Source organism: Paracoccus methylarcula (assembly GCF_003007735.2).
Lineage (GTDB): Bacteria > Pseudomonadota > Alphaproteobacteria > Rhodobacterales > Rhodobacteraceae > Paracoccus > Paracoccus methylarcula.
In genome coordinates this window covers 664784-686353 of record NZ_PXNQ02000001.1, presented here as the reverse complement: position 1 = coordinate 686353, position 21570 = coordinate 664784, and the positions used below count along the sequence as shown (strand labels likewise).

Sequence of the window (21570 nt, the reverse complement as noted above, 5' to 3'; positions counted from 1 at the left end):
GGCCCTGCCCCCATCCGGCCCATCCGGGCCGGATTCCCCCGGGATATTGTCGTGAAGAAGAAGGGCCGGGTCAGGATGCCATTTTCATGGCGAGAATCCCGGCGAGGATGAGGGCGGCTGCGAAAAGACGGGCCGGGGTGACCGGCTCCCCCATCAGGATGATCCCGAGGATGAAGCTGCCAACGGCGCCGATCCCGGTCCAGACCATGTAGGCGGTGCCGAGCGGAAGCTGGCGCATGGCGATGGCCAGGAGCCAGAAGGACGCGATCATGCCCACGACCATGACGGTGGTGGGCCAGGGTTTCGTGAAGCCGTCGGATTGCTTCATCGCGGTGGCCCAGACAATTTCAAGAAGGCCGGCGATGGTGAGGGTGAGCCAGGGCATGGAAAGCCTCGTGACAGGGGCCGGGCCGTCCCGGCGATGCTGCCCATGATGGGGAGGTCGTCCTCGGAGCATGGAGCTAGGCTTTCGCCCCGCCCCGGTCAAGGGCGCGGAGCGCAAACCCGGCAGATGGTGTTGCGGCCCATCCACGCGGAGACCCGAGCGGGCGGTGGGCTCAAGTGATCCGCTTGATGCTGGCGGCGATCTCGTCCCATTCGAAGACGCGCTTCCAGTCGTCGCGCATCAGCACCGGCTTGCCGAATTCGATGGCCTTGTTGCAGGCATCCGAGAAGGCCCCCTCGCGCTCTTCGAAGATCACCGCGCCAAGGATATTCATATGCCCCAGCAGGAAGTCGCGGGCGCATTCATGGCTGACCCCGCTGCGGCGCACGCATTCGTCCAGCGCCTCGCGCATGACGCTGAGCAGAGAGGCACAAACGGTTTCGGACAGGCCCGGCTCCAGCATCGCCATCTGCCTGACGGTGACTTCGTAGGTTCGGGCCACCGGGGCATAGATCGCGCGGGCGATGCGGTCGCCCAGCTCGTAATGGTGGCGCGGGCCCTGCATCAGCGCATTGACCACGCCCTGCCTGGCCGCAACGCCGCCGAAATGATCGCGACGGCCTTCCTCGGTGGTCTCATTGTTGAAGATCGGTGGATGGCAGGGATGTGTGACGAAATATGTGATGTCCTCGCGCTCGGGCAGATGGCCGGCGAAAGGTGCCGCAGCATCCAGCACCACGACCATGGTCCCTGCCGCGACCTCGGGCACGACGCTGGCCGCGACCTTGCCGATCACCGTGTCGGGAACCGCGAGAATGACCACCTCGGCACCCTCCAGCGCGGTTTTCTGATCGACGCATTCCAGCCCCAACGCCTCCCGCAATCGGGCGCGCCGTCTTCGCTGACCTCGACATGGCATGTCTCGAAATCGGTCTTCGCCAGGTTGGAGGACAGGCGCAGCCCCATCTTCCCGCCCGCACCGAACAGAGCGACCTTGGTCATTCCTTCTCATCCCTCGAATTGCTTGCTTAACTGGTATGATAAGATAATAATGATACATACAAGTCAAGAGAGCGGAGACGAGATGAGCGGAAAAGAGGCGGCGAACGGGCAACGGCCCTGGGTGACATGGTTCGGAGACGATTTCACCGGCTCGGCGGCGGTGATGGAGGTCCTGGCTTTCGCGGGGCTGCCATCGGTCCTGTTCACCGATATTCCCGGCGATCGCCTTGCCGCCCGTTTCGGGAACTGCCGGGGCATCGGCATCGCCTCGACCGCGCGCAGCCACGGGCCAGACTGGATGGCCGAAAACCTGCCCGCCCCGCTTGCCTGGCTGCATGGGCTAGGCGCGCCAATCCTGCATTACAAGATCTGCTCGACCTTCGATTCGTCGCCCGATACCGGCTCCATCGGCCGGGCGATCGAGATCGGCCTCGGCATCCGCCCCGCCCGCGCCGTGCCCCTGCTGACGGCAGCGCCCCTGATGCGGCGATACCAGGCCTTCGGGCATCTCTTCGCCGGCGGGCCGGACGGGGTATCGCGGCTGGACCGGCACCCGGTCATGGCCCATCACCCGGTGACGCCGATGACGGAATCCGACCTGCTGCGGCACCTGTCCGCGCAGACCAGCCTGCCCGGCGGGCTGATCGACCTGGAGGCGCTGGCATCGGATCCGCAGGCCCGGTTGAGCGACCTGCTCCGCGATGGCACCCGCATCCTGTCACTGGACTGTATCGATCCCGCCTCGGAGGCCGCCGCGGGAGAGCTGATCTGGCGCAACCGCGCGGATCTGGGCTTCGTCGCGGGCAGTCAAGGCGTCGAATATGCGCTGGTCCGGCATTGGCAGCAAAGCGGGCTTCTGCCACCCCCGGCAGAAATCGGCTCGGCAGGCAGGGTCGACCGGATCGTGGCGGTTTCGGGCTCGGTATCGCCGGTCACCGCGCGGCAACTGGACTGGGCAGGACGGAACGGCTTCGCCTTGCTGGGCTTCGACGCCGCCACCGTCTGCGGGCCTGCCGAGATATTGGAAGCCGAAGAAAACCGCCTTGTCGAAGCCGCCTCGAACGCGGCGGGGCACGGGGAAAGCCCGCTGGTGCATTCTGCCCGCGGTTACGACGGCCCCGAGATCGCCCGCTATCGCGAGGCGCTGGCGGAAAGCGGGATGGACGCGACAACCGCCAACCGCCGCATAGGCGAGGCACTCGGCCGCATTCTCGACCGGGTCTTGCGGGCGACCGGCATCCGCCGGGCGGTCATCTCGGGCGGCGACACCTCGGGCCACGGGATGCGGCAACTCGGGTTGGCCGCGCTGGTCGCCAAGGCCCCGACCATCCCTGGCGCGGCACTTTGCACGGCCCATGGGGACAACCCGCATGACGGGCTGGAGATCGCGCTGAAGGGCGGCCAGATGGGAAGCGAGGATTATTTCGGCTGGATTCGCGACGGCGGCGGCCCCCGGTAAGACGCGGTCTTCTATACGGCAGGCCTTCTTCTTCATTCAAATATCCCGCAGGGGGTCGCCGGTTGGTGCGCCACTGGTTCGAGAACCAGCCGGCGACGGGGGCGGCGCACGCCCCCGGCCATCGCGGGACGCAACCCTTCCTCACCCCTGCCGCTCGAAGGCCACGCGCGAGCGTTCCAGGTGGCGGCGCATCTCTTCGATGGCGGCGGCGGTGTCGCGCGCCTCGATATGATCGACGATCTTGGCATGCTCCAGCAAGGTAATCTCTTCACTGCCCGAGCGGTGCAGCAGGCTGACATGGTATTCGAACAGCCAGCCCAGCATCGCATCCGAGACCGACAGGATGATCGGGTTGTCGCACAGCGAGGCCAGCTTGCGGTGAAACGCCATGTCGATCGAGATGAAGGCCGTGGCGTTTCCCAATTCCTCCCGCTGCCGTTCGACCAGTTCGCGCAGTTCGGCGATATCCTCTGCCGTCGCCTTCTCGACGGCGACCCGCACCATTCCCATCTCGAACATCTGCCGGGCATGTTTCAGGTGATCCAGGTTCCCCGGCGCTGAACTCAGGACCAGCCGCGCCAACTCGTCCGACTGGTGCAGGACCGTGGCTGGGTTGATCTCGTTCACACGCGAACGCTCGCCATGGCTGATGGTGATCAGCCCGTTGTTATGCAGCGATTGCAGCGCCTCGCGCACGGCGGGGCGGCCGACGCCGAAACGGTCCATCAGCGCGCGCTCCGAGGGCATGTAGTCGCCGGGTTTCAACTCGTGACTGCGGATCATGTCATGCAGGCGCTCCAGGACCTGGTCGGACAGTTTCCTCCTGACGATCTTGTCGTCATTGCTGCCTGGGGCGCCGATCATCCCGTTTCCATCTCCGCTGTGACTGGTCTGCTGTGGTGATAACTGAACCCTATCCGTCCCGTCCACAATTTCCCTCTGCACCCCAGCCAAACGCAGGCAGGCCGTCTTGCGCGCGCGGGGTCAGATTGGCGCGGACTATCCCGCCGCCCAGATGCAATATGGCCATCCCGTCCGCGATCCGCGCCTCGTGGACGGGTTGCCCGGCGCTTCCTGCCAGCGCGCGCAGGGCATGGGCGATCGGCAGAAAGCCGTCCGGGCCAGTCAGCCCGCGCGGACCCAAGACCGCCGCCGGGGTCCAGACATCGGCTGCAAAGGGCGCCAGCGCGGTCGCCAGCCCTATCGTATAGGCCGCACCAAAAGCCCCGCGATGCCGGGGATCGTCATCGGCCATACAGACCCGGTCAAGATCGGGATTGGGGATGGTGCGCGAGCCATAAGGATTCTGGCGCATGGCGATACTGGCCGGGCCGATGCGATACCCGCGTCCCGCCGCGATGGCACGAGCCGAGCGGGCGATATGCGGCACCGCCTCCAGCGTCTCGACCACCGAGATATCGTCGGCGGCATGGACGATGGGGCACAGGCCATGCGTGACGAAATCCAGCATCCCCGATGGCGGACGCTTCCGGTTCAATTCGGGAAAGAAACTGGCCATGCCGCCGCCGCGCGGGAGATCGGGAAAGGCATCGGCCGCCGCAGCATGGACCCGGTCCAGAGGCGGGCAATCCGGCCATTCCGATCCCGGAGGTGTAGATTGCCGGTCAACGGAAGGACAGACAAAGACCGATGACAGGGCCAGCCCGGCATCGGTGACGGCGCGGGCATGATCGGCCAATTCCTCCTCGGGCGATTGCCTGCCGTCGAAACGGCAGATCAGTTCCAGGTCATAGCACGGCCCGGCCAGCACGGATTGCAGCGCCGCGAAAGCGGCGACCTGTGGCCCGACCGGCCCCGCTGCGGCATCGACATGGCAAAGCAGCCGCTGAGGACCGGCGAAACGGACAGCCTCGATCACCTCATCGGCGCGTCGGGCATCCTCGGCAGTCAGGACCAGCGCCATTTGCGGGAATACCGGGTTCGCCGGAGGCTCCTCCCACGCAGCAGGGCCCGCGGCCTCCGCTGCCCGCTCCCATGTGATCGCGACCGATTGCGACAAGGTCTCGCTTTCTTCCAGCCGGTAGGGCCATGGCAGGGCGAGCGGCCGGTTATAGGTCTTGAAGGAGGCATCGCCCCATTGCCGCTGATCCTCCATTTCGAACACATCGCCGGTGAAGGCGCAGCGGATATGCAGGCCGCCCGCAACATGCTCCAGTGCGGCGATGTCCTTGAAAGGCTGCCATGGCGCGATCAGCAACGGGAAATGCCCGGACTCCCGCGTGCCATCCGAATGGGTGACGGTGGCGGGAGCCCCGGCCACGCCGTCTATCGGGTGCAGGACGGTAAAGCCCGCGCGGTTGGTCTCGAACCCGCCCGTCGCGCGGCCCTGCGCCGAGACCCGCAGGCCCGTCCCGGTGATCTCGACGCTCAGCGCCACCTCCAGCCGCCCGGTCGCGGTATCGAAACGCATCGGGATGGTCACGCGCAGCGCCCCGGCCGTCTCGCGCTCGACCGGTCCCAACCGGGGCGCAATCGTGCCCCAGTCCCGGTCCCGCACGAGAAAGGCGACCGAGCGGATCACCTCGACCCCGTTCACCCGGATATGCCGCAAGGCGCCACCCTGCAGGGTCAAACCGACATCGCCATGGGTGACGGTCTCGAAAGCCTCGGGCGGCGTGTCCGTGCCGTATAGGGCGTGCAGATCACTCATAACTCACCCGGATCGACGCTGCGCGCCTCTGCCGCCGAGCGATACGCAGCCTCGACCAGGGCGAGCGTCTGCAGGTTGTCGCGTCCCGAGGTTTCGGGCTGGGTTCCAGCGCGCAGGCATTCGGTGAAATGCCGCTGGATGATCGCCACGCTCTCCTGGATATTGTGCCATGGCTTCTCCGCCCAGGGCAAAAGCGGCGGGCTTACATCGCGGCTCTCGGTGCCGCCGTCCTTCTGGATCGTGAGGCGATAGCCCACATCCAGCCGCAGCACTCCCCCGGTCCCGTCGATCTCGATCAAGGTTTCGGGGAAGGTCTCGGGCATTCGCCGCGTCGCGTAAGAGCAATCGACGACCGATGTCACCCCGCTCGCATGAGACAGCAGCATGGTCGCCACATCCTCGCCCCTGATCCGGGGATTGACCCGGCGGGTGGTGGCGGTGATCCGGTCCACATCGCCGAACAGGGCGCGGGAGATGTCGAGGATATGGATGCCCAGATCCTCGATGATGAAACGCTCACCCTCGGCGAGGTAGGGCTGGCCCGAGAACACGTCATAGGCCGAGCGGAACGACACCCGCCCGAAGAAGGGCGTGCCGATGGCTCCGCCCCGCAGCGCCTCGATGACGGCGCGGACCGGTAATTGCCAGCGGAAATTCTCGTGCACCATCAGGGTCTTTCCCGCCCGCTCCACGGCCTCGACCATGTGGCGGGCATCGGTCAATGTCTGCGCAAAAGGCTTCTGGCAGATCACGTGCAGCCCGGCATCCGCCGCCATCTCGACCAGGGCGCGGTGAGAGGAGACCGTCGTGGCGATGTCCACCGCGTCGAACCCGCCATCGGCAAACATCTCGGCGGCATCGGTATAGCGGCGCGCGATACGGAACGCGTCCCCCATTGCGTCCAGCCTGGCCCGGTCACGGTCGCACAGCGCGACAACCTCGATTCCGTCTAGGTCTTCCCATCCATGCAGCTGGTTTTGCGCGAAAAAGCCGCATCCGACCAGGGCGATCCTCAGCATTCCGTCCATCCCGTTCTACTTGCCCAATGCCGCCTGTGCCTGCAGCGCCACCCTTGCCTGCACGCGCTGCTGCGCCTGGTCTATCACCACGGCGGCGACGATGACGATGCCCTTGATGACCGTCTGCCAGAAGGCCGAGACGCCCATCATCACCAGCCCGTCCGACAGCACCCCGATGACGAAAGCGCCGACGATAGTGCCCCCGATCCGGCCCCTGCCGCCCGACATCGAGGTGCCGCCCAGCACCGCCGCCGCGATGGCGTTCAGCTCGAACGTGTCGCCGGTGGCCGGATGGGCAGCGACCAGTTGAGAGGCGATGATGATCCCCACCAGCGCCGCGCAGAAACCCGAGAACATGTAGACGAAATACTTGATCTGCGTGACCCGAACGCCCGATAGTCCCGCTGCCTTCTCGTTGCCGCCGACGGCGTAGATATAACGGCCAAGCGGCGTGCGCCGGGCGATATAGGCCGCGCCCAGCCCCACGATCACCAGCATCCAGATCGAGACCGGAATGCCCAGCATGTCCCCGGCCCCGATCCAGCGGAACGTGTCGGAGCCGTATTCCGGATTGCCGTTCAGATTGGGAAAGGTCCGCCCGTCCGAGGACAGCATGGCCGATCCCCGCGCGATATAGAGCGTACCGAGCGTCGCGATGAAGGGCGCCACATTCAGCTTGGTGATCAGGAAGGCGTTCAGCGCCCCGACCATCACGCCCACGGCGATGACGATCAGGCAGATCTCGAACGTGTTGAACTGGATCGACCAGCCAAGCCCCGGATTGATCCCGTGCAACACCAGCCAGCCGGCCACCATCCCGCAAAGCCCGACGATCGAGCCGACCGAAAGGTCGATCCCGCCCGAGACGATGACAAAGGTCATGCCGATGGCCAGGAACGCGTTCAGCGCGACATGTTTCGACATGATGACCAGGTTGGCCGCCGAAAGGAAATTCGGCGCGGCGATGGAAAAGAACAGCACCACGAGGATCAGCGCGATAAACGTCCGCGCCTTCAAGAGCAGCAGCAGCGCACTGCCTGACCCCGGCTGGCTTTCGGACATGGAAACGGTTGAATCGGTCATCTGGCGGCATCCTCCGTCACGGGTTCTGCAGGGGTATCGGGGGTGTGACCCTTGGCCGAAGCCTCGACCAGCGCGGTCTCGGTCGCCTCGTCCCGGTTGAATTCGCCGGTGATCCGGCCATTCGACATCACGATGATACGGTCCGACAGCGACATCACCTCTTCGAGATCCGAGGTGACGAAGACAATCCCCAGCCCCTCGGCCGCCAGCTTGCGCATGACGCGGAACACCTCGGCCTTGGCGCCGATATCGATCCCGCGCGAAGGCTCGTCCATCAGCAGGATCTTCGGGTTGGTCATCAGCGCCTTGGAGATGACCACCTTCTGCTGGTTGCCGCCCGACAGCGAAGAGACCTCGTGCTCGGGCGAGGCGACCTTGACGGTCATGCGGGTGATGAAGTCGCGCACCGTCTCGGCCTCGCGCTTCAGTGACATGTGGATGCCGCGGGTAAAGGCGGACAGGCTCGACAGCGTCATGTTCTCGCGGATCGACAGGATCTGCACCAGGCCATCGGTCTTGCGGTCCTCGGGGATCAGGCCGATGCCCCTGGCGATGCGCCCGGCAACGCCTTGCGCGGTCAGCCGCGCGCCCTCCACGAAGAACTCGCCCCGGTAGCCGCGCCGCTCACCGATGATGCATTCCAGCAATTCCGAGCGTCCCGCCCCCATCAGCCCGTAGATGCCCAGGATCTCGCCCGCGCGCAGAGAGAAGGACACGTCCCGCACATCGAAGCCGCCGTGACGGTTGGGCGCGGTGACATGTTCGGCGCGAAAAATCTCGGGGCCGAAATCATGTTCGATCTCCTTGGCGAAATCCTTGGAAGCCTGGCCGATCATGTGCCGCACGATCCAGGGAATATCGACGCCTTCCATCGATTGCGCCCCGGTGATGATCCCGTCGCGCAGCACGGTGATATAGTCGCCGACGCGGATCAGCTCTTCCATCCGGTGCGAGATATAGACGATGCCTACACCCGAGGCGCGCAGGTCGTCGATCACCCGGAACAGGATCTCCACCTCTGCCGCCGACAGGGCCGAGGTCGGCTCGTCGAGGATCAGGATACGGGCATCCTGCGCAAGGCTTTTCGCGATCTCGACGATCTGCTGCTGGCCGACCTTGAGATCGCCGACCAGCGCATCGGGATCGATGTCATGCTCCAGCCGCTTCATCAGCGCGCGGGTCATCTCGCGCTGTTTCGCCTTGTCGATATCGATCCCGAAACGGGTCTTCTCGCGCGAAATGAAGATATTTTCCGCCACGCTCAGATTGGGAAACAGGTTCAGTTCCTGGAACACGATCCCGATCCCGTGCCGCGCCGCGTCATCGGTGGAACGGAACTCGACCTCCTGCCCGTCAAGGATCAGCCTGCCGCTGGTCAGACGCTCGACCCCCGCGATGATCTTCATCATCGTGGATTTGCCCGCCCCGTTCTCTCCCACGAGGACATTGACCGCCCCCATGCGCAGATCGAAATTCACGTCCCGCAAGGCAACCGTGCCGGGATAGACCTTGGTGCCATCGCGGATCGACAGGCCGACGGGATGCGCCTTTGCTGGCCGGTTCATGTCAGCCTCCGACCTCCAGCATCGTGGGCACCAGTTCGATCTTCGCCGGATCGCGCAGGGTGAAGACACCCTCGAAACGCGCGGTCTGGCCGATCACGTCACCTTCGGGCCTGTCGATGGCGGCATGGGCCGTGGCGTTCAGCGCATTGGCCAGCTTGGCGAATTCGATCTGGTCGCGGAAATCGGTGAACACGATGAACGGCATCGCATCGCGCAGGGCGGTGCCGCGAATGACCGGGCCAAGCTGGACGGAGACGTCCGCAGCCCCGTCTCCCGTCGTATCGACACCCAGCTTGGCCGCCCGGCTGTCCAGCTTGGCCTCGACGATCCTGCCCTCTCCCGACACGGCGAAATTCCACGGATTCGCCTCGCCTTCGGGGCGCAGGCCGTGTTGTTGCCCCGCCGCATCGGTATCCGCCGCCAGCGCGGATCTTAGCTCGGCCAATGGCACCAGGTTTTCCTGGATGACCGGAAGGACCTTGGGCTGCCAGATCTCTTGCGCATAGGTCTCCATCCGCGCCTCGTCGGTCTGACCGCTCGCGGCGGAGGCGGCCTCGCCCGGATCCGGATCGGGGACGATCTTGCAGCCCGCCATCGCAACGGCGACGGCAAGGCACAGCGCGGAAAGGCGGAAGACGTCTCGCATGATGCGTCACATCCTTTCGGGGAAGGTCTCGGGATGCGGCCGGATCATTCGCTCAGCGCGAAGGTTTCCAGCTTGTCGGCATTTGCCTCGTCGATCAGCACGCAATCCATGAGCTGCTTCTCCGGCTGTCCGGTCGAGCCGGTCTCCAGATACTGATCGGCCTGTTCGACGGCCAGTTGCGCCTGACGATAAGCGGGCTGCAGCACCGTCGCCTTGATGCCACCCGCCTTGATCGAGTCGCGCACATCGTTCGAGCCGTCGAAACCAACGAGGATCACATCGGTCCGCCCCGCCGCCTCCAGCGCGGCCCAGGCTCCCATCGCCATGGTATCGTTGCCCGAGATGACGCCCTTGATATCCGGGTTGGCCTGCAGGATCGATTCCATCTTCTCATAGGCTTCGGTCTGCGACCAGTTCGCCGATTGCTGGGCGACCATGGTCATGTCGGGATACTGGTCGATGATGTCGTGATAACCGGCCGAGCGGATGCCCGCATTGGTATCGGCCTCGCGGCCCAGAAGCTCGACATAATTGCCTTCTTCGCCCATCAGCTCGACGAATTTCTCGGCCCCGAGCTGCGCGCCCTGGTAATTGTTCGACACGATCTGGCTGACGGCGATGCCGCTTTCCTTGATCTCGCGGTCGATCAGGAAGGACGGAATACCGGTATCCTTGGCCCGTTGAACCGGCGCGACAGTCGCATCCGCCCCGGCATTGTCGAGGATGATCGCCTTTGCCCCGCGTGCAATGGCGGTGTCGAACATCTCGGATTGCTTGTTGGGGTCGTCGTCATGGACCAGCACCAGCGTCTCGTATCCAAGTTCCTTGGCGCGTGTTTCCGCACCCACGGCCTCGGCCTTGAAGAAGGGATTGTCATGGCTGGGGGTAATGATCGCGATCAGCCCCTTGTCCTGCGCTTGCGCGGCGACACCGAAGCTCAAGGCGTCGTGGCCGCAAGCGTGGACAAGAAAATGCGGCGGGTAATGGCCATCTGGATTGCTCCTCCTGTTTTTCAGCGTGGTTCTCTCGGGAACCAGCCCCTCCCTGGACGATGGTAGATTGTGGTATGGTTAAATGATTGTCAACAGGTATGATGAGTATTACAGATCATGCCATGGAGGATCGCATGACAAATGAATTCATTCGTGTCACCTACCGGATCGAATGCGCGGGCGATGTCGAGGCGATGGCGGCCAAGATCGCCTCGGACCAATCGACCGGGACCTTCACTGAACTTCCGGGCGAAACCGAGGACATTCGCCGCCGCTTTGCCGCGCGGGTCGAGGATATCCGCCACCTGCCCCCGGTGGATGCGCCCTCTTTCCCGCAGGATGCTGGCCCCGGCCCCTTCAACCGCGCCGATGTGGTCATCGCCTATCCGCTGGATGCGGTCGGCACCGATATCGCGGCACTGATGACGATCACCGTCGGGGGCGTCTTTGCCATTCGTGGGGTATCGGGCGTCAGGGTCATGGATTTCGACCTTCCCCCGGCCTTCGCCTGCCATCCCGGCCCGCAATTCGGCATCGAAGGATCCCGCAGCCTGACCGGGGTCGAGCGCGGCCCGATCATCGCCTCGATCATCAAGCCCTCGCTCGGCCTGACGCCGGAAGAGACCGCCGAAATGGTCGCCACGCTCTGCGAAGCGGGGGCCGATTTCATCAAGGACGACGAAAAGCTGATGAGCCCGGTCTATTCGCCCCTGCAGGACCGGGTCGCCGCGATCATGCCGGTGATCCGCGATCACGAGCAGAAGGCGGGCAAGCGGGTGATCTACGCCTTCGGGATATCCTCGGCCGATCCCGACATGATGATGCGGAACCATGACATGGTGGCGGATGCCGGGGGCCATGCGGCGGTCATCAATATCAACTCGATCGGCCATGGCGGGATGAGCTTTCTGCGCAAACGCTCGGCCCTGTGCCTGCATGCGCATCGCAATGGCTGGGATATCCTGACCCGGCATCCGGGGCTGGGGATGGAGTTCCGCGCCTATCAGAAGATCTGGCGACTGCTGGGCGTGGATCAATTCCAGATCAACGGGATCGGTGCGAAATACTGGGAGCCCGACGACAGCTTCGTGCGGTCCTTCCAGGACTGCATGACGCCGATCTTCTCGGATGCCGACCGCCCGCTGCCGGTGGTCTGCTCGGGCCAATGGGGCGGTCAGGCGGTCGAGACCTATCGGCGCACCGGCCAGACGCTGGACCTGATGTACCTGGGCGGAGGCGGCATCCACGGTCACCCGATGGGCCCGGCCGCCGGGATACGCGCGATCCGGCAGGCATGGGAGGCCGCCGAGACGGGCGTGGAACTGGCGGATTACGCGAAAACCCATCCGGAACTGGCGGCGTCGCTGAAGAAATTCGGCTGAACGGCAGCGATCACAGCGCCGCACCCTGCGGCAGCAACCAGACACCGTTGGGCGGAGTATGGTTGACCTGCAGGCTGCAGCCATAGGCGCCCGACAGGATGTGATCGGTCAGCACCTCGGCAGGTGGCCCCTCGGCCACTGCGCGGCCTTCCTGCATCAGCAGGACATGATCGGCGAACATCGCTGTCAGGTTCAGATCATGCATGATCGCCACGACGCCGCCGCCCTGCCCCGCATATTCCGCCGCCAACCGCATGACGGTCAGTTGCTGGGCGATGTCGAGGCTGCTGACCGGCTCGTCCAGAAGCAGCCAGCGCGGGCCATCCCGCCCCACCGGATGCCAGATTTGCACCAGGGTTCGTGCCAGCTGCACCCGCTGCTGCTCTCCGCCCGAGAGTTCCTGATAAAGCCGCCCGGCATGCTCCGGCAGCCCGACCCGGCTCAGGGCTGCGCGGATCAGGCCGTTGCTTTCGCTGCCCTGTCCCGCATGGGTGGCCGTCAGGCCGATGCGGATGATCTCGGCCACGGTGAAGGGAAAGCTCAACATGCTTTGCTGCGGCAGGACGGCGCGGGTCAATGCCAGTTCCTCGGGGCGCATGGCAGCGACATCCCGCCCGTTCAGCATGGCATGACCAGCGGTTGGCGTGATCTCACCGGTCAGGGCGCGCAGCAAGGTGGTCTTGCCTGAACCATTTGGACCGATGATGGCCGTCAACTGCCCCGCGCGAGCGGTCAGATCGACGCCATGCAGGATCTCGGACCGGCCGAGATGGAGCCGTATATCGCGGGCCTCCAGCTTCATCCGTCCAGCATCCGGCGATTCGACAACAGCACCCACAGAAAGAACGGCCCGCCGATCATCGCCGTGATGATCCCGATGGGTAGCTCTGCGGGGGCGATCACCGTGCGGCTGATCATGTCGGCCACCAGCAGCACCGATGCTCCGAGCAAGGCGGAGTTCACCAGCAGCCAGCGATGATCCGGCCCGGCGAGCAGGCGCAGCAGATGCGGCACGACGATGCCGACGAAACCGATCCCGCCCGAGACCGCGACCGAGGCACCGGTCGCGGCGGCGGTTGTCAGGATGGCCGTCGTCTTGACGCGCTGCACCCGGATACCGACATGGGCGGCGGAGGCCTCTCCGAGTGCCAGCCCGTTCAGGCCCCACGCCAGAAATGGCGAGACGAGCAGCGCGGCGGCGATCACGGGTCCTGCTGCAAGCAGCTTGACCCAGCTTGCCCCGGCCAGCGAGCCGAGCCCCCAGAAGGTCAGGTCGCGCAATTGCTGGTCATCGGCACGATAGATGATCAGGCCCGAAACCGCCGCGATCATCGCCGCAAGGGCGATACCGGCAAGCAGCATCGTCGCCACCGATGTCCGCCCCTGCCGCGTGGCGATACCGTAAAGGGTCACCATCGCCAGCCAGCTTCCCGCGAAGGCCGCCAGCGGCACCAGGTGCCAGCCCGCAGCAGCGAGCATGGCGGGTGGCAGCAGACCGCCCAGCACGATCGCCGAGATCGCGCCAAGCGAGGCCCCCGCGCTGACCCCCAGCAGGCCGGGATCGGCCAGCGGGTTGCGAAACAGTCCCTGCATGATCGCGCCCGAAACCGCCAGCCCGGCCCCGACGAGGATACCGGTCAGAAGGCGTGGCAACCTGATGTCGAACAGCACCACGCGGTCGGTCTGCGCGATCTCATGCCCGGCCAGCCAATCAAGCAGGACCCGAGGCGCCGATACGCCGGAAGCGCCATGCCCCAGGGACAACAGCGCCAGCACGGCCAGCAACCCAAGAAGCCAGACAGCCAGCGCGCGTCCGAGATGCCGGCGATCCCCCGCCAGCCTCTCGCGCGGCGCATCGAGCGCAACCATCAGGCGCCCCCATAGATCGCGTCATGCAGTTCCAGCGCCGCCTGCCCGGTGCGCGGGCCGAACCCCAGCAGATACAGGCCGTCCATGCGGATCACCGCGCCGCTTTCCGCGGCCGGGGTCGCGGCCATGGCGGGAATGGCCATCAGCGCCTCGGTCGCCGCCGCATGGCCGCTGTCTTCCGGGCCGCGTTTCATCATCAGGACTATCTCGGGCGCAGCAGAGGTGATCGCCTCGTCGGTCAGCGGCTTGTAGCCCTCGACGCCCTGCACCGCGTTCTCTGCCCCCGCAAGGCGGATGATCGCGTCAGCCTCGGTGCCCTGCCCCGAGGCCATCACCCGGCCGCCTTGCAGCGACAGGATGAACATCACGCGCTTGGGTTGCCCTTCATCGCCGGTCGCCTCGGCCAGATGGTCGAGATCGGCCCTCAGCGCCTTGACCGGAGAGGCGGCGGCTTCGGGCACGCCAAGTGCCTCGGCCACGGCCTCGATCTTGGCGGCCAGCCCCTCGGCATCCGTGCCGGAGGGGATGGTTTCAAAGGGGACTCCCGCCTCTTTCAGCACCGCGATGGTTTCCGGCGGGCCTGCACCTTCTTCCGACAGGATCAGGTCGGGCTTCACCGAAAGCACACCTTCGGAGGAAAGCGCGCGCATGTATCCGACATCGGGCAATTCCTGCGCCTCGGAGGGATAGCTGGAGGTCGTGTCACGGGCGATCAGCCGGTCCTGCTGGCCCAGGGCATAGATGATCTCGGTCACCGAGCCGCCGATGGCCAGAACCCGCTGTGCATCGGGATGCGGGTCGGCCTGTGCAGACAGGGCCGATGACAGGGCCAGCGCGGCGGCGCAAATGACGCGGCCGATCATGCTTCACCTGCGGCGGGCAAGGAATGAACCAATCGTCCCCAGGCATCGGGATCGCCGCCCCTGTCGGCCCGCATCCCGAAACATTGAAAGATCAGATTGCCCATCTCGTCGAACGCCTCGACCGATATGGCCGGGCCGCGCCCGGTCGGCTTGTCGACCAGCCAGACCTCGGCCAGATGATCGACACGCAGATGCAAGTTGAAACGCTCGTCCAGCACGTTCAGCCATGGCCCCATCGGTTTCACGTCCGGATGGGCCCGGAATGGATCTCGATGCAGCCCATATTACCGACGAAGAGCATCACCTGCTGCGCTTCGGCCTGCACCTGTTCGAACAGGGCGGGAACCGCCTCGACGTCCAGAGGGCTGGCGAATGGGGACCCGGCGACACGATAGGCGCCGAGGCGGTTCATCTTCAGCCGCCTGACAAGCGTGTTGAACTGATGGGTGTCGGTCATCTTCACCCATTCGGCGCGAAGCGTGTCTGCCCGATCCTCGGCGATGCGCGCGCCTTCCGGCATGGCACGGGGCGCGAAATCCGACATCCCGGCCTGATCGGGCAGAGCCAGGTCGCGCAGCAATTCTCCCCATGCGTCCAGATCCGAACCCGGGCGCAGATGCACCTTGTGAACCGCGCCCCCCGCCGCATCGAAGACCTGCACCGAGCGGCGCGGGCCATCCGCGCCCTTCGCCTCGACTGCATAGGCATGCGCCCAGTGACGCGGGAACATGCGCATGTCGATCTCGGGATCCAGCGTCATCGCGGCATGTTCGCCGTCGTGGAACTCGTTATAGGTGCCGATCTTCTCGATCACGCAGGAGCGGTTGCGGGTCAGCGCCATCACCTCGCCCATCTTTTGCACCGCCGGGATCAGCCGGGCGAGCGTCGGGTCGATCCGCGTCGCCCCGTAACCCAGTTCTGCCTCGACCAGAGCGGCCTCGGACAGGCCGAGCTGTGCCGCAAGATCATAGGGCCGGACAGTGGCATCACGTTTCAGTTCGCGCAGCGCGCCGGGGTCAGATCATTCATCATGTGCCTCTGCTGCATCAGGTGATCGGCATCTGGCGGAATGGCTGGACGCAATACTTGACATAATTAGTCGGAATCTCTAGCCAACGCAAGCCGCCAGCATGTGCCAGCTTCGAACACAGCTTTGCACGAATGAGGGATTGGCGATGCGCAGACAAATCACGGCTTTTGCCCTGCTGCTTGGAACTACCACACTGGCGGCGGCGCAGGAGGATACGCGGCCCATCGTGCTTGATCCCATCGTCCTGCGCGCGGGCACCGAGAAGGTCGCCTCGTCGGTGCCGCAATCGGTCAGCGTCCTGGACTCGGAAGACCTGAACGAGATCGCGCCCGGCAATATCGGCGATGTCCTGAAGCAGGTGCCAGGGGTGGCGGGCGTCGGCTCATCCAGCTTTTTCGGCCAGGGCTTCAACATTCGCGGCTTCGGGTCATCCGGAACGGCGGCCTCGGAAGCGGGGATCGTCCAGCTGATCGATGGCGAGAAGAAATATTTCGAAAGCTACCGCCAAGGCTCGCTCTTCGTGGAGCCCGACTTCCTGAAACGGGTCGAGGTGCTGCGCGGGCCGAGCGCCGCCACGCTTTACGGCTCGGGTGCCCTGGGCGGGGTGATCGCGATGGAGACGATCGATCCGGGCGACCTGATCCCCGAAGGCGCAAGCAGCGGCGGGCGGGTCAAGCTGGGCTATGCCTCCAATCCCGATACCGCCTTTGGCAGTATCTCATGGGGCTGGCGTCCGGCGGAGGATTTCGAGGCGCTGGCGGCTTTCGCCTATCGCAAGCTGGGGAAAACAGAGGATCCGGATGGCGAAACCATCGTGCGGAGCAATTCGGACACGCCGAACCTGCTGCTGAAGGCCCGCAAGACATTCGGCGATCATTATGTCGAAGCCTCATATCAGCATCTGGAGGCGCGCGGCGAGGACCAGGATTTCAATCAACTGGAAGGCGCGCAAATCGGCGCGTTCGGCCCAACCTTTCCCGGTTGGGGAGTCGGCGACATCCTGACACGCGATCAGGTGGCGCGGCTGGAATGGGGCTGGAACCCCGCCGACAACCGGCTGATCGACGCGACCGTCGCCCTGTCCTACACCAACACGATCAAGGATGTGCAGCAGGGCGGCGTCGCGAATGAGCCGATTTCGCCAACCCTGCTTGGCCGCCGCGACTATGCGCTGTGGAAGTTGCGGGCCCAGAACGTCATGGACCTGTCGGGCGCGGGTTACAGCCATTACCTGACCATCGGCGCCGAGACATTCAGGCAGGATCGTTCCAGCACCACGCTTTCGAGCTCCCATCCCGAGGGCTATACGAAATCGGCGGCGGTCTTTGCCTGGTCCGAACTGGAATGGGGCCGGGTCACGGTCAATTCCGGGCTGCGCTACGAGCGCCAGAAAACCGAGCCCAAGGACAGTGTCACCGTCACCGATGACCGGGTCGAATCCGAGTCGATCGAGCCGCAGGTCGGCGTGATGTATCGTCTGAACGACGACTGGTCGGTCTTTGGATCGCTGGCCTTCGTGAACCGTCTGCCGGCGGTGGACGAGCTTTACGACAGCCGCAACGGTGGCGCGGCATCGCCGGACCTGAAGGACGAGAAGGGCAAGAATATCGAGATCGGCGTCAGCTATCGCGGCAATGACATCTTCGCGGCAGGAGACGAGGCCGCATTGAAGCTGACCCTGTTCCGCAACCATATCGACGACATGATCATGCGGACCAACCTGCCCGCGCCAACGCCCTCCTACACCAATATCGACCGCGCCTATCTGCGCGGGGGCGAGTTGGAGGCCAGCTACATGACCGGCGATTGGCAGTTCGGTGCGGCGCTGTCGGTCGTCAATGGCAGGGATCAGGATGGCGAGATCCTCGATACCCTGCCCAATAACCGGGTGGCACTGTCGGCGGCATGGCAGGCAAGCGACAGCTGGAAACTCGGCCTTCGCAGCATGCTGGCCGATGGGCGCGACAAGCCGGACGGGACGCATCGCGGCGGCTTTGGCACCCACGACATCTATGCGATCTGGACCCCTCGGCAAGGTCCGCTGGAAGGTGTCGAGGTCAATATGGGGATCGATAATATCACCAATCGCGAATATGTTCCCGCGACCTATGTGACCGGCCCCGCGCCGGGCCGCAACTTCAAGGTCTCGCTCAGCAAGACGTTCTGAGGTGAACAGGAAGGCGAAGGCTCTGGACCGGTCAATCACCGACCCGGATCATTTCCAGCCTTCGCACCTCCTCTTCCAGAACCTGCGCCGCCCCGGCCCGCTTCAGCGCCAATTCCGCCTGATGCCGGGCGGCAGAGCGAAAACCGTCATCGCCCAGCCTGGACAGGGCCCGCAAGGTTTCGCGCAGTTTCAACTGAACCTCGATCATCTTGGCCCCGTCACGGGCAATCGGTTCGAATGCCTTCGCAAAAAGCTCGGCAGTTTCGAGCGGCGGAACATGTATGCCGGGATAGGCGATCTCGTCATCCGGCTTGTTCTCCGCCCCTTCCGCCCACAGGGTCAGCAGCCTCGCCACACGGCCGATCACATCGATCGCGGTGCCGGGATCGTTGATCGCCGGGGAAAGCGCACGCAGCGCGATCTCGCCAAGAACCGAAATGCCGTAACCCGGATCCTGGTCAAAGCTGCGGTCGTCATCCAGCGTGAACGCATCCCTGACGGCGGCGGCAATTGCGCCCCGGTCGATATCCGTCTCCGGCGGTGTCTCGAAATGAACCCATGCGAGCGCCGTATCGCGATAGACGAAACTGCCGGGCGTCGCCGCAAGATAGACTTTCCCGCCGCTATCCGCCACCGCGCGGGCCAGCCGCTCCATGCTGAAATGGATCACATAGCCGGTGTCGAGCGACCTCACCGCCATGGCATCCGAAGGCAGGCCGTTTTTCGTGTCGGTCAGGGGTCGCCCCCCGAAATACGGCTCCTTGAGCCGCGCCTTGATGGCAGCCCTGGCAACGTCTTCCAGCCGTTCCGTTGTCTCGCCCACGCGGCCAAAGCGGGTCAGGTGATCGATCCAGCGCATGAGCGACATCACGATCATGGCAAGCACCGCGATGGTGACGACGAACAAAACCACGCGGCCCTGCTCGTTATAGACACCGGCTTTCAGCACGACGAGCCCGACGATACTGAACAGAAAGGAACCGATAAAGACGGACAGGACATTCTGCGTCAGCCTGTCCTCGGCCAGCAGCCTGGTCGCGCGCGGAGTGATATTGGCGGTCGCGGACCAGAAGGCCGCCGTGATCACGCTCAGCGAAAAGGTCGTGACCGCCAGCATGCTTGAGGCAATGATCGTCAGCAGGCTGTCGATGGCATCGGCGCTGATCCTGAAAGCGAATTGCAGCGGAACGAAACGATCGGCAAGCGAAGCCAGCCCCGCCGCCGCGATGCCGAGCGCACCGATCAACGTGGCCCGCACCCACAGCTTGCGCGCATATTGCAACAGCAGCCACCGCCATTTCGACATCCGATCCCCCGCTTCCCGTCTCCACAACCGGTGATATCGATCCATTGCCGGGCAGGCAAAGGCCATGTTAACCGGCTCCACGTGATCATCAGGCCCCGATCACCGGACAGCAACGCCGCTTTGCATGGAAAAATTTCACCGATGATTATCTGTCACAGGCTTGGCCTTATCTTCTTCAAGACCAAAAAGACTGGCAGCACCTCTTTCGAGATCGCCCTTTCGCGTTTTTGCGGACCGGATTGCGTGATCACGCCGATTACCCCGGCAAATGAGGAGATACGCCGCAGCAAGGACTATCATGGCCCACAGAATTTTCGCGACACGATCTGGCCGGACGGAACCCGCAGTTCCGGCAAGTTCTACAATCACATCGCCGCCGAAGAGGCGCGCCAGCTGATCCCGGATCAGGTCTGGCGCGACTACCAGAAGATCGCGATCATCCGCGACCCGTTCGATGCCGCGATTTCCCGCTATTACTGGGAAGGTGTCGAGCGGACCGGGCAGGATTTCGGCGAATTCATCGACGCCCATCCCGAATATCTTGCCGAAAGCGCAGGAATCGCACCTTTCGACGGCCCGAACCGGATCGACCGGCATCTGCGCTATGAAAACCTTGCGCAAGACGTCGATACGCTCGGTCTCGAAGGGCTGTGGGAGGATTTCGCGGGAATCCGCGCCAAGGCCGGACGGCGGCCGGAACGCGGGACAAGTTGCGAGGAACTTTACACGCAATTCCCCGCCGCGGCCGAGATCGTCGAGGCGCAATGCGCGGCCGAGATCGCCCGGTTCGGCTATCGCAACCCGGCCCGAGCCTGAGCCGGGACCGAGGGCAATTCACCGGGCTACAGTGAGATCAGACGATCCCGCCGCCACCCGCCGCCGTCCTGGGGCGCTCTGCCGCCACCTTCGCGCGATAGCCCGAGGCGCGATAGGCCGAAACCGGATCGAGGGCCGCACCTGCCCGGAGCCGCGCCATCGCCAGGATCGGCTCGACATCGGTGCGGAATGCCTCGCGCAGGGTCGCAGCCGCCATCAGCGCGTCATTCTCTTGCCGATAACCTTCCAGCGCCACGCGATCCACCAGCAAGGCCTGCACGAAGGCGCGCTGGATCTCGCAAGCCGAGATCATCAGGCTCTCGATGGGGTCGGTCACGTTATGGCTCTGGTCGATCATATGCGCCAGGTCGAGGCCGGGCGTATCCTCCAACTCGACCAGCTCGTTGAAGACCAGGAACAGCCGGAACGGATCGATGGTGCCACTGTCCAGGTCGTCATCGCCATATTTGCTGTCGTTGAAATGGAAGCCGCCCAGCTTGCCCGCCCGGATCAGGCGCGAGACGATCATCTCGATATTCACGTTCGGCGCATGATGCCCCAGGTCCACCAGGCACTGCGCCTTGGGTCCCAGTTCCTGTGCCGTCATCAGGCTGGTCCCCCAATCCTGCACGACCGTGGAATAGAAGGCAGGCTCGTAGATCTTGTGTTCCGAAAAGATCCGCCAGTCATCGGGTAACCCGGCATAGATCGCCTTCATCGACTCGAGATAGCGGTCGAATTGCCACGAAAGCGAGGTCTGGCCGGGAAAGTTCGAACCATCGCCGATCCAGACCGTCAGCGCCTTCGCCCCGATCTGCTGGCCGATCTCGATGCATTCCAGGTTATGCGCGATGGCCTGTTGCCGGGTGGCGGCATCGGTATGGGACAAAGAGCCGAACTTGTAGCTATGCGCCTGGTCGGGCTGATCCTGGAACGTGTTCGAGTTCATGGCGTCAAAGCCCAGTCCCAGTTCTTCCGCCTTGGCGCGCAGATCGGAAGGATCGGCCTTGTCCCACGGGATATGCAGCGAGACCCGGGGCGTCGCCGCCGTCAGTTGATGGATCACGCCGCAATCGTCCAGCTTGTCCATGATGCCGCGCGGCTCGCCCTCGCCCGGAAAGCGCGCGAAACGCGTGCCGCCCGTCCCGGTGCCCCAGCTTGGCACCGCCACGCCAAAGCCCATGGCGCGGGTGGTCAGGGCCTCGATATCCACGCCCCGGCGCGCCAGCCGGGCGCCAAGCGCTTCGTAATCCTGTGCCAGATCGGGCCGGCGCGTGGCGTTTTCCGCCTCGATCAATGCCTTGTCGATCATCAT

General features: G+C 64.6%; 19 protein-coding genes and 1 pseudogene. 4 read left to right on the top strand and 16 right to left on the bottom strand.

The genetic code is table 11. The features are described from left to right. Positions 1-70: 70 nt before the first annotated feature. The 3 genes from A7A09_RS03130 to A7A09_RS21760 form a co-directional block, all read right to left on the bottom strand. The gene (locus A7A09_RS03130) at positions 71-385 is read right to left on the bottom strand and encodes a DMT family transporter (RefSeq protein ID WP_106689988.1); all 315 of its coding nucleotides are present in this window, start codon (positions 383-385) and stop codon (positions 71-73) included. Between the two features lie 172 nt (positions 386-557). After that, positions 558-1208 carry a phosphogluconate dehydrogenase C-terminal domain-containing protein gene (locus A7A09_RS03125; RefSeq protein WP_281277354.1) on the bottom strand — a complete coding sequence of 217 codons (651 nt, stop codon included), beginning with the start codon at positions 1206-1208 and terminating at the stop codon, positions 558-560. Next, the gene (locus A7A09_RS21760) at positions 1178-1387 is read right to left on the bottom strand and encodes a hypothetical protein (protein WP_281277352.1); all 210 of its coding nucleotides are present in this window, start codon (positions 1385-1387) and stop codon (positions 1178-1180) included. The genes A7A09_RS03125 and A7A09_RS21760 overlap by 31 nt, the downstream gene beginning before the upstream one ends. 82 nt (positions 1388-1469) lie before the next feature. On the opposite strand from A7A09_RS21760, the gene A7A09_RS03120 reads away from it, so the two are divergent. After that, positions 1470-2846, top strand: coding sequence for a four-carbon acid sugar kinase family protein (locus A7A09_RS03120; RefSeq protein WP_106689987.1), 1377 nt, complete (start codon positions 1470-1472; stop codon positions 2844-2846). 141 nt (positions 2847-2987) lie between these two features. Here A7A09_RS03120 and nanR read toward each other — a convergent pair whose 3' ends face one another. The 7 genes from nanR to A7A09_RS03085 are packed head-to-tail and all read right to left on the bottom strand — an operon-like array spanning position 2988 to position 10771. Next, positions 2988-3710, bottom strand: a complete 723-nt coding sequence (nanR, locus tag A7A09_RS03115; RefSeq protein WP_106689986.1) for a transcriptional regulator NanR — start codon at positions 3708-3710, stop codon at positions 2988-2990. 49 nt (positions 3711-3759) lie between these two features. Further along, entirely contained in the window at positions 3760-5517 is a 1758-nt protein-coding gene (locus tag A7A09_RS03110; RefSeq protein ID WP_106689985.1) for a D-apionate lactonase family protein, read from the bottom strand. Beyond that, positions 5514-6536, bottom strand: coding sequence for a Gfo/Idh/MocA family protein (locus A7A09_RS03105; RefSeq protein WP_106690062.1), 1023 nt, complete (start codon positions 6534-6536; stop codon positions 5514-5516). The genes A7A09_RS03110 and A7A09_RS03105 overlap by 4 nt, the downstream gene beginning before the upstream one ends. A 15-nt stretch (positions 6537-6551) precedes the next feature. Further along, positions 6552-7619, bottom strand: a complete 1068-nt coding sequence (locus tag A7A09_RS03100; protein ID WP_106689984.1) for an ABC transporter permease — start codon at positions 7617-7619, stop codon at positions 6552-6554. After that, positions 7616-9184 (bottom strand): sugar ABC transporter ATP-binding protein, encoded by a 1569-nt coding sequence (locus tag A7A09_RS03095; protein ID WP_106689983.1) that lies wholly within the window; start codon positions 9182-9184, stop codon positions 7616-7618. Before A7A09_RS03095 ends, A7A09_RS03100 begins: the two co-directional genes overlap by 4 nt. 1 nt (position 9185) lies before the next feature. Beyond that, complete coding sequence (locus A7A09_RS03090; protein ID WP_106689982.1) at positions 9186-9830, bottom strand: DUF2291 family protein; 645 nt, start codon at positions 9828-9830, stop codon at positions 9186-9188. Between the two features lie 44 nt (positions 9831-9874). Next, positions 9875-10771, bottom strand: a complete 897-nt coding sequence (locus tag A7A09_RS03085; protein WP_106689981.1) for a D-ribose ABC transporter substrate-binding protein — start codon at positions 10769-10771, stop codon at positions 9875-9877. A gap of 185 nt (positions 10772-10956) precedes the next feature. Here A7A09_RS03085 and oiaX point away from each other — a divergent pair, with 185 nt between their 5' ends. After that, positions 10957-12204: a 3-oxo-isoapionate-4-phosphate decarboxylase OiaX gene (gene oiaX, locus A7A09_RS03080; RefSeq protein ID WP_106690061.1), complete on the top strand. Its 1248-nt coding sequence runs from the start codon at positions 10957-10959 to the stop codon at positions 12202-12204. 10 nt (positions 12205-12214) lie between these two features. Here the strand turns inward: oiaX and A7A09_RS03075 are convergent, their stop codons facing one another. The 4 genes and pseudogenes from A7A09_RS03075 to A7A09_RS03060 form a co-directional block, all read right to left on the bottom strand. Further along, entirely contained in the window at positions 12215-13006 is a 792-nt protein-coding gene (locus tag A7A09_RS03075) for a heme ABC transporter ATP-binding protein (RefSeq protein ID WP_106689980.1), read from the bottom strand. After that, positions 13003-14073: a FecCD family ABC transporter permease gene (locus A7A09_RS03070; RefSeq protein ID WP_106689979.1), complete on the bottom strand. Its 1071-nt coding sequence runs from the start codon at positions 14071-14073 to the stop codon at positions 13003-13005. The genes A7A09_RS03075 and A7A09_RS03070 overlap by 4 nt, the downstream gene beginning before the upstream one ends. Further along, complete coding sequence (locus tag A7A09_RS03065; protein ID WP_211341014.1) at positions 14073-14936, bottom strand: heme/hemin ABC transporter substrate-binding protein; 864 nt, start codon at positions 14934-14936, stop codon at positions 14073-14075. The genes A7A09_RS03070 and A7A09_RS03065 overlap by 1 nt, the downstream gene beginning before the upstream one ends. After that, a pseudogene (locus A7A09_RS03060) lies at positions 14933-15831 on the bottom strand (hemin-degrading factor). Before A7A09_RS03060 ends, A7A09_RS03065 begins: the two are co-directional and overlap by 4 nt. A 280-nt stretch (positions 15832-16111) precedes the next feature. Between A7A09_RS03060 and A7A09_RS03055 the strand changes: the two are divergent. After that, complete coding sequence (locus A7A09_RS03055; protein WP_106689978.1) at positions 16112-18133, top strand: TonB-dependent receptor domain-containing protein; 2022 nt, start codon at positions 16112-16114, stop codon at positions 18131-18133. 31 nt (positions 18134-18164) lie between these two features. On the opposite strand, the gene A7A09_RS03050 is transcribed toward A7A09_RS03055, so the two are convergent. After that, positions 18165-19439 carry a DUF2254 domain-containing protein gene (locus A7A09_RS03050; protein ID WP_106689977.1) on the bottom strand — a complete coding sequence of 425 codons (1275 nt, stop codon included), beginning with the start codon at positions 19437-19439 and terminating at the stop codon, positions 18165-18167. Between the two features lie 141 nt (positions 19440-19580). Here A7A09_RS03050 and A7A09_RS03045 point away from each other — a divergent pair, with 141 nt between their 5' ends. Continuing rightward, positions 19581-20255: a sulfotransferase family protein gene (locus tag A7A09_RS03045; RefSeq protein ID WP_106689976.1), complete on the top strand. Its 675-nt coding sequence runs from the start codon at positions 19581-19583 to the stop codon at positions 20253-20255. Between the two features lie 37 nt (positions 20256-20292). On the opposite strand, the gene rhaI is transcribed toward A7A09_RS03045, so the two are convergent. Next, positions 20293-21567 (bottom strand): L-rhamnose catabolism isomerase, encoded by a 1275-nt coding sequence (gene rhaI / locus A7A09_RS03040; protein WP_211341026.1) that lies wholly within the window; start codon positions 21565-21567, stop codon positions 20293-20295. Between the last annotated feature and the right edge of the window lie 3 nt (positions 21568-21570).